12 protein-coding genes are annotated in these 12320 nt (G+C 72.9%); 9 read left to right on the plus strand and 3 right to left on the minus strand.

The features are described 5' to 3' along the window. Positions 1-43: 43 nt before the first annotated feature. The 6 genes from recR (at position 44) to AC07B0_RS16045 (ending at position 5819) form a co-directional block, all read left to right on the plus strand. On the plus strand, positions 44-643 hold the full coding sequence (gene recR, locus AC07B0_RS16020; RefSeq protein WP_356872850.1) for a recombination mediator RecR: 600 nt from the start codon (positions 44-46) through the stop codon (positions 641-643). Next, complete coding sequence (locus AC07B0_RS16025; RefSeq protein WP_356872848.1) at positions 636-1283, plus strand: DUF5063 domain-containing protein; 648 nt, start codon at positions 636-638, stop codon at positions 1281-1283. Before recR ends, AC07B0_RS16025 begins: the two co-directional genes overlap by 8 nt. Positions 1284-1416: 133 nt before the next feature. Next, positions 1417-2691 (plus strand): aspartate kinase, encoded by a 1275-nt coding sequence (locus tag AC07B0_RS16030; RefSeq protein ID WP_356872846.1) that lies wholly within the window; start codon positions 1417-1419, stop codon positions 2689-2691. Then, entirely contained in the window at positions 2688-3761 is a 1074-nt protein-coding gene (locus AC07B0_RS16035) for an aspartate-semialdehyde dehydrogenase (protein ID WP_356872844.1), read from the plus strand. Before AC07B0_RS16030 ends, AC07B0_RS16035 begins: the two co-directional genes overlap by 4 nt. Before the next feature lie 181 nt (positions 3762-3942). After that, positions 3943-4677: a SigE family RNA polymerase sigma factor gene (locus AC07B0_RS16040; RefSeq protein WP_467295771.1), complete on the plus strand. Its 735-nt coding sequence runs from the start codon at positions 3943-3945 to the stop codon at positions 4675-4677. After that, on the plus strand, positions 4674-5819 hold the full coding sequence (locus AC07B0_RS16045) for a hypothetical protein (RefSeq protein WP_478898436.1): 1146 nt from the start codon (positions 4674-4676) through the stop codon (positions 5817-5819). The genes AC07B0_RS16040 and AC07B0_RS16045 overlap by 4 nt, the downstream gene beginning before the upstream one ends. Here the strand turns inward: AC07B0_RS16045 and AC07B0_RS16050 are convergent. Both AC07B0_RS16050 and AC07B0_RS16055 read right to left on the minus strand, forming a co-directional pair. Then, positions 5797-6624 (minus strand): SURF1 family protein, encoded by an 828-nt coding sequence (locus AC07B0_RS16050; RefSeq protein WP_478898438.1) that lies wholly within the window; start codon positions 6622-6624, stop codon positions 5797-5799. The genes AC07B0_RS16045 and AC07B0_RS16050 overlap by 23 nt on opposite strands. A gap of 102 nt (positions 6625-6726) precedes the next feature. Then, positions 6727-8550 (minus strand): S9 family peptidase, encoded by a 1824-nt coding sequence (locus AC07B0_RS16055; RefSeq protein ID WP_356872836.1) that lies wholly within the window; start codon positions 8548-8550, stop codon positions 6727-6729. A 109-nt stretch (positions 8551-8659) separates the two neighbouring features. Here AC07B0_RS16055 and AC07B0_RS16060 point away from each other — a divergent pair, with 109 nt between their 5' ends. The 3 genes from AC07B0_RS16060 to AC07B0_RS16070 all read left to right on the plus strand — a co-directional run bounded on the left by AC07B0_RS16060 (position 8660) and on the right by AC07B0_RS16070 (position 10864). Next, positions 8660-8827, plus strand: a complete 168-nt coding sequence (locus AC07B0_RS16060) for a hypothetical protein (protein WP_356872835.1) — start codon at positions 8660-8662, stop codon at positions 8825-8827. 63 nt (positions 8828-8890) lie between these two features. Continuing rightward, entirely contained in the window at positions 8891-10234 is a 1344-nt protein-coding gene (gene codA / locus AC07B0_RS16065) for a cytosine deaminase (RefSeq protein ID WP_356872833.1), read from the plus strand. A gap of 36 nt (positions 10235-10270) precedes the next feature. After that, on the plus strand, positions 10271-10864 hold the full coding sequence (locus tag AC07B0_RS16070) for an HD domain-containing protein (protein WP_478898440.1): 594 nt from the start codon (positions 10271-10273) through the stop codon (positions 10862-10864). A 171-nt stretch (positions 10865-11035) separates the two neighbouring features. Here AC07B0_RS16070 and AC07B0_RS16075 read toward each other — a convergent pair whose 3' ends face one another. Next, positions 11036-12316, minus strand: a complete 1281-nt coding sequence (locus tag AC07B0_RS16075) for an aspartate kinase (protein ID WP_469382879.1) — start codon at positions 12314-12316, stop codon at positions 11036-11038. Positions 12317-12320: the final 4 nt, after the last annotated feature.

Consider the following 12320-nt stretch of genomic DNA (forward strand, 5'->3'; position numbering starts at 1 on the left):
ACATCCCCCATACCGAGAAACCCGACCGAGAGAAGGCAGTCCGTTGTACGAAGGCGTGGTCCAGGAGCTGATCGACGAACTGGGCAGGCTGCCCGGCGTCGGGCCCAAGAGCGCGCAGCGGATCGCCTTCCACATCCTGCAGGCCGAGCCCACCGACGTCCGCCGCCTCGCGCACGCGCTGCTGGAGGTCAAGGACAAGGTCCGGTTCTGCGCGGTGTGCGGGAACGTGGCGCAGGAGGAGCGGTGTGGCATCTGCCGCGATCCGCGCCGCGACACCACGGTCATCTGCGTGGTCGAGGAGCCGAAGGACGTCGTCGCGATCGAGCGGACCCGTGAGTTCCGGGGCAAGTACCACGTCCTCGGCGGCGCGATCAGCCCGATCGAGGGCGTCGGCCCGGACGACCTGCGGATCCGCGAGCTGCTGACGCGCCTGGCGGACGGCACGGTCACCGAGCTGATCCTGGCGACCGACCCGAACCTGGAGGGCGAGGCGACCGCCACCTACCTCGCCCGCATGATCAAGCCCATGGGCCTCAAGGTCACCCGCCTGGCCAGCGGGCTCCCCGTCGGGGGAGATCTGGAGTACGCGGACGAGGTCACGCTGGGGCGGGCCTTTGAAGGAAGGCGACTTCTCGATGTCTGACGCAACGCTGCACGCCCTGGGTCAGGACCCGGACGACTTCGCCGCCTCGATCGCGGACCAGATCGAGTCGTTCATCGTCGCGGTCACCGAGGTGGCCAAGGGCGAGGACCCGGACAGCGCCGTTCCCTTCCTCCTGCTGGAGGTGTCCCAGCTGCTGCTGGCGGGCGGCCGGCTGGGCGCGTACCAGGACGTCCTGCCCGAGGAGCGCTACGAGCCCGACCTGGGCCCGGAGCCGGACGTGGACGACCTGCGCGAGCGGTTCGCGATCATGCTGGAGCCGGTCGACGTCTACTCCGAGGTGTTCGACCCGTACGAGCCGCGCAAGGCCCCGGTCCCGCACCGGATCTCCGACGACCTGGCGGACGTGGTCGCCGACCTGCGGCACGGCCTCATCCACCACCAGGCGGGCCGGATCACCGAGGCGCTGTGGTGGTGGCAGTTCTCGTACTTCACCAACTGGGGTCCGACGGCCTCGGCCACGCTCCGGGCCCTCCAGTCGCTGATCTCGCACGTCCGGCTCGACCAGCCGCTGGCCGCCCTGGACGGGCTGGACACGGACGAGGACCTGACCGAGGACGACCTCGCGGAGCAGGCCGGGCGGGTCATGGCGGAGGAACTCGGCGGGCTGGGACGTACCTGAGACGGTGCCCCGCGGCGCCCGCGGGGCAACCGGTCCGATGATCTTTTCGTCTCATGATGTGGCACGGAGCGGTCGTATCCCGGCCGCTCGTTAGACTGCACCGGAAATGAGACGGACCGAGCGAGGAGCGCACGTGGGCCTTGTCGTGCAGAAGTACGGAGGCTCCTCCGTAGCCGATGCCGAGGGCATCAAGCGCGTCGCCAAGCGGATCGTGGATGCCAAGAAGAACGGCCACCAGGTGGTCGTCGTGGTTTCCGCGATGGGCGACACTACGGACGAGCTGATCGATCTCGCCGAGCAGGTATCACCGATGCCTGCCGGGCGTGAGTTCGACATGCTGCTGACCGCCGGAGAGCGGATCTCCATGGCCCTGCTGGCCATGGCGATCAAAAACCTGGGCCACGAGGCCCAGTCGTTCACCGGCAGCCAGGCGGGCGTGATCACCGACTCGGTCCACAACAAAGCGCGCATCATCGATGTGACGCCGGGCCGTATCCGCACCGCGCTGGACGAGGGCAACATCGCCATCGTCGCCGGTTTCCAGGGCGTGTCCGCGGACTCCAAGGACATCACCACCCTGGGCCGCGGCGGCTCGGACACCACCGCCGTGGCGCTGGCCGCGGCGCTGGACGCCGAGGTCTGCGAGATCTACACCGACGTCGACGGCGTCTTCACCGCGGACCCCCGCGTCGTGAAGAAGGCCAAGAAGATCGACTGGATCTCCTCCGAGGACATGCTGGAGCTCGCGGCCTCCGGCTCCAAGGTGCTGCTGCACCGCTGCGTCGAGTACGCGCGCCGCTACAACATCCCGATCCACGTCCGCTCGTCCTTCTCCGGACTGCCGGGCACCTGGGTCAGCAACGAGAATCCGCAAGGGGACGCGCAGGTGGAGCACGCCATCATCTCCGGAGTCGCGCACGACGTCTCCGAAGCCAAGATCACGGTCGTCGGGGTCCCGGACAAGCCGGGCGAGGCCGCGGCGATCTTCCGCGCCATCGCGGACGCCGAGATCAACATCGACATGATCGTCCAGAACGTGTCGGCGGCCTCCACGGGCCTCACGGACATCTCCTTCACCCTCCCCAAGGCCGAGGGCCACAAGGCCATCGACGCCCTGGAGAAGGCGAAGGGCCAGATCGGCTTCGACTCGCTGCGCTACGACGACCAGATCGGCAAGATCTCGCTGGTCGGCGCGGGCATGAAGACGAACCCGGGCGTCACCGCGTCGTTCTTCCAGGCGCTGTCCGACGCGGGCGTCAACATCGAGCTGATCTCCACCTCCGAGATCCGCATCTCGGTCGTGACCCGCCAGGACGACGTCAACGAGGCCGTCCGCGCCGTGCACACGGCCTTCGGACTCGACTCCGACAGCGACGAAGCCGTCGTCTACGGCGGCACCGGACGATGAACCAGCCCCGGTCCTCCGGCCCGGCGCTCGCCGTGGTCGGGGCGACCGGAGCGGTCGGTTCGGTCCTGCTCCAGATCCTGTCCCAGCGGGCGGACGTCTGGGGCGACATACGCCTGATCGCCTCCTCCCGCTCGGCCGGCCGCGTGCTGGCCGTGCGCGGGGAGGAGACCGAGGTGATCGCCCTCACCGAGGACGCCTTCGACGGCCTCGGGCCGGGCGACGTCGTGCTCTTCCTGACCCCGGACGAGGTCTCGGCGCGCTGGGCCCCCGTGGTGACCGCGCGCGGCGCCGTCGTGGTGGACCAGTCCGCCGCCTTCCGGGACGACCCCGAGGTGCCCCTGGTGGTGCCCGAGGTGAACGGCCGCGCCGTACGGATCCGGCCGCGCGGCATCGTCGCCGGCCCCGACTGCGTGACCGCCGCGATGATCGCCGCGCTGGGCGCGCTGCACGCCGAGTACGGGCTGGCCGACCTGGCCGTCTCCTCGTACCAGGCCGCCAGCGCGGCCGGCCGGGCCGGCACCGAGGCCCTGCGCCGCCAGCTGGCGCTCGTCGCCGGAAGCTCCCTCGGGGAGCAGCCCGGGGACGTCCGCCGGGCCGTCGGTGAGGACACCGGCCCCTTCGCGGCCCCGCTCGCGCTGAACGTCGTGCCCTGGTCCGGTGAGCTGCGCGAGGACGGCTGGTCCTCGCACGAGCTGGCCGTACGGGCGGAGACCCGGCGGATCCTGGACCTGGAGGCGCTGCCGGTCGCGGTGACCTGCGTACAGGTTCCCGTCGTCACCGCGCATTCCCTGACCGTACGGGCCCGCTTCGAGCGGGAGGTGGACGCGGTGCACGCCCGGGAGATCCTGGAGGCCGCGCCCGGGGTGGTCCTCGTCGACGAGCCGGCGGCGGGGGAGTTCCCGACCCCGGCGGACGCGGCCGGAACGGATCCGGCCTGGGTGGGACGGGTGCGGCGCTCGCTCGACGACACCCGCTCGCTGGAGTTCTTCGTGTGCGCCGACAACCTGCGCAAGGGCGCCGCCCTGAACGCCGCCCAGATCTCGGAACTGATCGCAGGTGAATTCGCGTAAATCGCTTTGTAGGATCGGTGGCGATCCCTTGATCAAGGTGATGGCCCGACTGCCGCCTGGACAAACGGGGCAACCGGGAAGAGCGGGTACGCATGAGGGCAACGGGAAAATCGCGAAGGACTCTGCCCCACGCGTACAACCCTGACGGGGGGACGCGTGTCATACGGGCGTGGCAGAGGCATTGCTCGACTTCGCCGTCGTACCCGCACGCACCGGAATCGTCCCGTCGCGGCGGCGCACCGGCACACCCGGCGGCTTCCCCGTGATCGTTCCCGTCCCGCCCGCCGGCGCCCCGCCCGCCACGCCCTCCGCCCTGCCGACCCCGGGCGGCCGCGTGCCCTCGCCGCGTGACGGCGCGGCGGACACGGCTGCCGCGGGAGCCGCGGGAGCCGAGGCGGCCGCCGCGCAGCCGGTCGTAGCCGGGACCACGGTCGACCACCTCACCGAGACCTACCAGGCCCACTACCGCTCGCTCCTCGGCCTGGCGGCCCTGCTCCTCGACGACACGGCCTCCTGCGAGGACGTGGTCCAGGAGGCCTTCATCCGCGTGCACTCGGCCCGCAACAGGGTCCGGGATCGGGACAAGACCCTGGCCTATCTCCGCCAGACCGTCGTGAACCTCTCGCGCTCCGCGCTGCGCCGCCGCATCCTCGGGCTGAAGCTGCTGTCGAAGCCCATGCCGGACATGGCGAGCGCGGAGGAGGGCGCGTACGACCAGCTGGAGCGCGACGACCTGATCAAGTCGATGCGCGGACTCCAGCGCCGCCAGCGCGAGGTCCTGGTGCTGCGCTACTTCGCGGACATGACGGAGGTCCAGGTGGCCGAGACGCTCGGCATATCGCTCGGCTCGGTCAAGGCGTACGGTTCGCGGGGCATTGCCGCGCTGAGGGTGGCGATGGAGGCTGCGCAGTCATGACGGACGACCGGAACAATCCCACGGACCCGGCCGGGCAGGCCGGGCCGGCCGGTGAGGAACAGGCGCTACGCAGCCTGCTGGCCGGGGCCGTACAGGGCCTGGAACCCGCCGAGGGCGCGCTGGAGCGGCTGCGCCACGCCGTGCCGGCCCGCCGGGCCCGCAAACGGCAGGCCCTCGTCGCGGCGGCCGCGGCGGCCCTGCTGGCAGGGACCGCGATTCCGGCGGCCCTGCACCTCGGCGGCGAGCAGGGAACCACCACCGACCGCCCGGCCATGGCCGGGCACGGCGAGGCGCAGAAGGGCAAGAGCGGAGACCCCTCGGAGCCGCGCCACAACGGCGCCGGAGCCGGGGCCCAGCCTGAGTCGACCCGGTCCGTCGGCCAGGCCCCGCAGGACGGCACCGGAGACCGGCCGGCCCCCCAGGCAGGCGGCTCCCCGTCCGGTGGCGTCACGGCCGGCCCGGACGGTACCGGAGCCACCGCCGGCGCGACGACGGGCACCGGCCCGGGCCCGGCCCAGCAGCCCCCGGTGGCGGCTCCCGGCGCGCCCGCCTGCACCGGCGAGCAACTGGGTGTGCGGGGCAGCGCCCGCGCCCCCGAGAGCGACGGCAAGGTGTACGGCAGCTTCCAGGTCACCAACGTCTCGGCGCGCGGGTGCACGGTCACCGGCCCGGACACGGTGACGGCGGCCTCGCTGGCCACGACCCCGCCGGCGCAGGGGCCCGCGGTGGCGGTGACGTCCCACACGGAGGGGGACCCGGCGAGCGGGCTGCTCCCCGACCCGTCGGCCGAGACGCCGATGGTGGTGCTCCAGCCGAACGCCGCCTACGAGGTGCGCTTCGCCTGGGTGCCCTCGGCGCAGTCCTGCCCGGCCGCGACTCCCGGCCCCTCCGCCAAGCCCGCGGAACAGGGCGGCCCGGCGCAGGCCCCGGCGGGCGCGGCGGACCAGGAGCGGGCGGCGGCCGGTACGGACGCGGCGGTGGACCCGCTGAGCGGTACGACGGCACCGGACCCGGCCGGCGTGGAGGTGTCCCACACGCCCGGCACGCCGGTGGCGGGGGCCCCGGTCACGCAGACCACGATCCCGGCGGCCTGCGGCGGGACGGTCTACCGGACGGGCATCATTCCGCAGGCCGCGCCGTAGCGGAGGCGGTGGCCGGCACGTCGGGGGCGGCGGCGTCCGAGGCCGCGGCTTCCTGCGGCAGCAGGCCGGCCTCGGCGTCCCGCAGGGTCTCCACCTCGCGGCGGTACAGCCGGAACCACATGAAGAGCACGAAGGCGACGAAGACGAACCACTCGCCGGTGTAGCCGAGGTTCTGGAAGGCCTTCAGGTCCAGACCGGTGTTGTTCGGCGCCTTCGCGGGCACCGGCGCCATCCCGCCCACGGGCGTCTGCACCGTCAGCCAGGCGTCGTAGAGGGGGTCGGACACCAGGTTGACCAGCGTGGCCGACCCGATCACCCCGAGCTGCCCTTCCGGCAGCCCGCCCTGGGAGTGCACGCCCTTGGTCCCGGAGTTCTCCGAGGACTGCAGGGCGCCGGTCACCTCGACCCGGCCGGCCGGCGGTGCGGGGGCCTTCGCCGGGTCCGCCGCCCCCGGCAGCCAGCCCCGTACTACGGGGACGCTCTTGCCGGAGTCGGTGCGCAGCAGGGTCAGTACGTAGAAGCCGTCGCGGCCGTCAAGCCTGCGCTCGGGGACCAGGAGCTGGCGGCCGTACTCCCCGGCGGTGGACGCCAGGCGTCCGGAGGTCTCCGTGTCCACCGGCAGCAGCGAGTCCAGCGGGGCGGGCGCCTGGTCGGCGGGCCGCTCCGCGGTCGCCTCCCGGTGGCTGCCGACGCGGTCCTCGAAGCGGCCGAGCTGCCAGGACCCCATGAACAGGCAGAAGGGGATGGCGAGCGCGACGAAGACGTTGATCCCCCACCAGCGCGGGGTCAGGAGAAACCGGTGCACGCCACCACGGTACGGGGGGCCGGGTCCCGCCCGGCCCCCGGGGCTCGGGCCGGACCCGGTCCCGGCGGCCCCGGGGGCGGGGAGCCCCTCAGGCGGAGCTCCTCACCCGAGGTGCTTCAGGGCGAACTCCAGGTCCATGCGGACCTGCTTGATGCGCTCCTCGACGACCAGCGAGCCGTGTCCCGCGTCGTAGCGGTACACCTCGTGGACCGCGCCGCGGGCGGCGAGGCGGTCGACGTAGTTGTCGATCTGGCGGATCGGGCAGCGCGGGTCGTTGACCCCGGCGGCGATGTGGACGGGAGCCTTGACGGCGTCGACGTACGTCAGCGGGGAGGAGGCCTCGAAACGCTCGGGGACTTCCTCCGGGGTGCCGCCGAAGAGGGTGCGGTCGAGGGACTTCAGGGCTTCCATCTCGTCGTGGTAGGCCGTGACGTAGTCCGCGACGGGTACGCCCGCCAGGCCCACGGCCCAGGCGTCGGGCTGGGTGCCGAGCCCGAGCAGGGTCAGGTACCCGCCCCAGGAACCGCCGGACAGGACGAGGCGGGCCGGGTCGGCGAGGCCGGAGGTCACGGCCCATTCCCGGACGGCGGCGATGTCCTCCAGCTCGATCAGGCCGACGCGGTGCTTGAGGGCGTCGGTCCATTCCCGGCCGTAGCCGGTGGAGCCGCGGTAGTTGACGCGGACCACCGCGAAGCCGTGGTCCAGCCAGGCGGCCGGGGTGGCGAGGAAGGAGTCGCTGTCGTGCCAGGTGGGCCCGCCGTGGATCTCGAACACGGTGGGGAAGGGTCCGTCGCCGTGGCCGACGGGGCGCTGGGCGAGGGCGTGGATCCGCCCGCCGGGGCCCTCCACCCACACGTCCTCCACCGCGACAGAGCCGGGCGGCCGGAAGCCGGGCGGGTCGAGGACGACGCCGCCCGCGGTGGAGCGTACGGAGGCCGGTTCGGCGGCCGAGGACCACTGGTACTCGACGGTGCCGTCCGGGCGGGCCGTCGCTCCGGACACCGATCCCGGGGGCGTGTCCACCCGGACGAGTTCCCGCGCGGCCAGGTCGTAGCGCCACAGCTCACTGCGCGCCTCGAAGCTGTGCGCGATGAGCAGGGCGGACCCGTCCGGGTACCACTCGGCGCTGACGTCGCCGGGCAGATCGATCGCGAGGTCCTCCTGGGTGCCGGTGGTCACGTTCCAGACCATCGGTTCCCAGCGGCCGCGCCGCTGGTGGCCGACGAGGAGGCGGGTGTCCCCGGCGACGGGTGCGAAGCCGAGGACCTCCAGGCCCAGCTCCTGCGTGCCGTCCCGCGAGTCGTCGAGCTCGGCGACGGTGGCTCCGTCGAGGGTGACCACGCGCAGCGCCGAGTGCATGGCGTCGCCGTGCTCGGTGTGCTCGATGGCGATCAGGGTGCCGTCGCGGGAGAGGTCGCCGACGCCGGCCGATTCGCGGTGCCGGTAGATGACGGCGGGGGCGCTGCCGTCGGGCCGTACGACGTGGATCGTCGATCCGTCCTCGTCCGTGGACCGGCCGACCACGGCGGTGCCGTCCCGGCCGATGGCGAGGCCCGCGGGATAGGAGGGCTCCAGGCCGGGGGTGGCGGGTTCGTCGGGGCCGCCCGCGAAGGGCTGCCGGACCCAGGTGCCGAACTCGTCGCCGTCGGTGTCGGAGAACCACCAGATCCACTCGCCGTCGGGGGAGAGGGTGCCGTCGGTGGTGCCGTTGGGCCGGTCCGTGGCCTGCCGCTGGGAGCCGGTGGCGCGGTCCCAGGCGTAGAGCTCGTAGGTGCCGGTCGCGTTCGAGACGAAGAGCGAGCGGTCCGGGGCGTCCTCGGCCCAGTCGGGCAGGCCGACGCGCGGGGCCCGGAACCGCTTCTCCCAGTCGGGCATCTCTCGCGTTCCGTGGGCGTCGCCGGGGGTCAGGTCGCTGTCGCTGGTCATGCCCTCCATTCTTGCCGTACCGGCGGTGGTGACGCGTCGAGATGCCGAGCGGCTGGAACGGGCGCAAGGTGGTGGGCGTACGCCGATCGCTTTCGAGAGGGTGTTGATCATGGCGAAGAAGGCGCGCACCGGTCACCACGGCCACCAGGATTCCGAGCGTGCGATGGCGAAGAACACGGCGGCCGAGGCACGTGCCAAGGCGGCGGTCAGGGACGTCCAGTCGATCGCCGCGAAGACGCGGGGCATGCAGCAGAAGGCCCAGGCGAAGCGTGGCTGAAGCCCTCCGCTCCCGCATGCTTGTTTCACGTGAAACACGACGACGCGTGCGTACGCTGGCCGCATGCGGATGATCGTCCGGGGTGCCCGGCTGCTCCACACACCAGGTGACGGCCTCTCCGACGTGGAGGTCGGTGAGGACGGCCGGATCGCGCGCGTGGTCCCGTACGACGACCAGAAGGAACCGCCCGCGACCGGCGTGCTGATCGAGGCGCACGGCGGTCTGCTCACCGCCCCCTTCGTCGAGCCCCACATCCACCTGGACACCGCCCTGACGGCCGGGCAGCCGCGCGCGAACGCCTCCGGCACCCTCTGGGAGGGCATCGCCTGCTGGAGCGAGCGCAAGAAGACCCTGAGCCGCGAGGACGTGATCGGCCGGGCGACCGAGGTGCTGCGCTGGCAGGCCGCCAACGGCGTGCTGCACGTACGCACCCACTGCGACGTCACCGACCCCTCCCTCACCGCGCTCGACGCGCTGCTGGAGGTCCGCGACCGGGTCCGGGACGTCATGACCGTGCAGATCGTCGCCTTCCCCCAGGAGGGCATCGTCTCCTTCCCGGGCGGTGCGGCGCTGTTGCGCGAGGCGGTGGCCCGCGGCGCGGACGTGGTCGGCGCGATCCCGCACTTCGAGGACACCCGCGAGGACGGGATCGCCTCGCTGCGGACCGCCTTCTCGCTGGCCGAGGAACACGGGCTGCGCGTCGACGTCCACTGCGACGAGATCGACGACGAGCAGTCCCGTTTCGTGGAGACGCTGGCGACCCTGGCCCTGCGCTCGGGCCTGCGCGACCGCGCGACCGCCTCGCACACGACCGCCATGGGCTCCTACAACGGCGCCTACGCCTTCAAGCTCCAGCGGCTGCTGTCGCGTTCGGGCATCAGCCTCGTCGCCAACCCGTTCGCCAACCTCAACCTCCAGGGCCGGTTCGACGCCTATCCCAAGCGGCGCGGCCTCACCCAGGTCAAGGAGATGCTGGCGGCCGGGGTCAACGTCGCCTTCGGCCACGACGACGTGATGGACCCCTGGAACGCGCTGGGCACGGCCAACCCGCTCCAGACCGCCCTCGTCGGCGTCTACGCCGCCCAGCTGACCGGCGCGGACGAGATCCCGCTCGCCTTCTCGATGGTGACGGACCGTGCGGCGCGGGTCCTGGGGCTCGACGCCTCCGAGTACGGGATCCGGGAGGGCGCCCCCGCGTCCTTCGTGCTGCTTCCCGCCCCGACGCCCGAGGAAGCCGTCCGCCGTCAGGTCCGGCCCCGGTACGTCGTCTCGCGCGGCAGCGTCCTCGCCGAGACCCGGCCGCAGCCGGCCCGGCTGAACTGGCCGGGGGAGCCCCCGTCGGAAGTGGACTTCACCCGGGCACCCCAGGCACCCCGGACACCCCAGGCACCCCGGGCGCACGGGTGACGACACGACGTCGACGACACCGCCTAGGGTGCGGCCATGACGTGGACCCTTCACAACCTTGACTCCGGCCCGGCCCGTTCCGCCTTCGAGATCGCCTCGGAGTACGCGGACGCGGCCCTGCTCAACCACTCCGTCCGCTCCTACGCCTTCGCCGCCGAGCACGCGCGCGTGCACGGCATCGCGTACGACGCGGAACTCCTCTACGTCAGCGCCCTGCTGCACGACCTGGGCCTGACCGCGCCGTTCGACAGCCACACCCTGCCCTTCGAGGAGGCGGGCGGGCACGTGGCCCGGATGTTCACGGCCGGGCTGGGCTGGGCGCCGGCCCGGCGGGCACGGGCGGAAGAGGTGATCGTCCTGCACATGCGGGACGACGTCGACGCCGCCGAGGACGCCGAGAGCCACCTCCTCCAGGTGGGCACCAGCGCCGACGTCTCGGGGCTGCGCGTCACCGACTTCGACCCGGGGTTCACGGCCGGGCTGCTGGCCGCGTACCCGCGCCTCGGTTTCGGCGCGGCCTTCCTCGGGCTGGTCGAGGACCAGGCCGTGCGCAAGCCGCAGTGCGCCGCCGCGGCCTACGTCGCCGGCGGCGCGGCGAAGCGCATCGCGGCGAACCCCCTGGACCACTGAGGCCCCGGCCGGACCCGATCCGCCCCGGCCCCGGCCCGTCGCGAAGGCCCGGGGCGAAGGCCCAGGGCGAAAACCCATCGCGACGGCCCATGGCGAAGGCCCAGGTCACCGACCTGGGCCTTCATCGTGCGGTGTCGGAGCGCCGGGAGGAGGTCACCGCGGCCGCCCGGGCTACACGGCTACGGCGTGCTCGACCGCTTCCAGGGGCCGGTCCAGCTGGAACTCGCGGTGCAGCAGGTCCACGGCCCGCCCGCAGTGGGCCTTGGCCAGCGTGAACGACGTACGGACCTGGGAGGTCGACACCGAGTAGGCCTCGATGCCCGCCTCGCCCAGCGCGGCCAGCATGCGGCCCGTGGTCCGGGGCTGGCTCAGCAGGCCGGCTCCGACGAGGGACACCTTCGCGACGCGCTCGTGGATGTCGGCCTCGCACTCCAGCCGGGCGAGCACCTCGCGGAGCGCCTCCACGTGGCCGCGCGCGATGGTGAAGTCCCATCCGTAGCCGATGTCCCGGTCGCCGACGCGGGCGACGAGGTCCACGGCGACGGAGGCCTCGGCGAGGGCGGCGAAGAGCTCCAGCCCGCGGTGGGCCAGGCTGCCCGGGTGGATCACCACGCGGGCCACGTCGGTGTCATGGGCGATGCCGGTGACGGGCTGGGCGTTCTCGAGCACTTCTCCTCCAGTTTCATCGGAAATGACGGTGGTGCCGGGCGCGTCGGAGAACGCCGAACGCACGTGGATGCTCACGCCCGCCCGCGCCGCGAGTTCGACGGACCGCGGGTGGAGCACGCGCGCCCCGGAGTAGGCCATCTCGGCCATGACGCCGCTGCCGATCGTGCGCAGCAGCCGGGCGTCCGGGGCGATCCGCGGATCGGCGTTGTAGACGCCGTCCACGTCGGTGTAGATCTCGCAGGTCGTCGCCCCGAGCGCGGCGGCGAGCGCGACGGCCGTCGTGTCGGATCCGCCGCGGCCGAGGGTGACCACGTTGCCCGCGGCGTCGACGGCCTGGAAGCCGGCGACGACCGCGACCGTTCCGCTGCGGAGCACGTCACGGAGCCGGGTGCACTCGATGTCGGAGATGCGGCCGTCCCCGTGGTGGCCGAAGGCGGCGATCCCGGCCTGTGCGCCCGTCAGGGAGGTGGCGGGTACGTCCATGCCGTGCAGGGCGATGGCGAGGAGGGCCGCCGAGGCGACCTCGCCGGTGGAGAGCAGTTGGTCCATCTCCCGGGCCGCCGGCGCGGTCGAGGTCGACCGTGCGTCCGCCACGAGTTCGTCGGTGGTGGAGCCGCGTGCCGAGACCACGACGACGACCGGGTGTCCCGCGGCGTGGATGCGGGCGATCCGCTCGGCCACCGTCCGCATGCGCGCGGGTGTGGTGCCCATCGAGGTGCCGCCGAACTTCAGGACGCGGATCGTCTGCTCGGGCGCGGGTACGGGTGCTACTGGGCTGTGCACCGGG

The organism is Streptomyces sp. NPDC044704 (assembly GCF_056433525.1).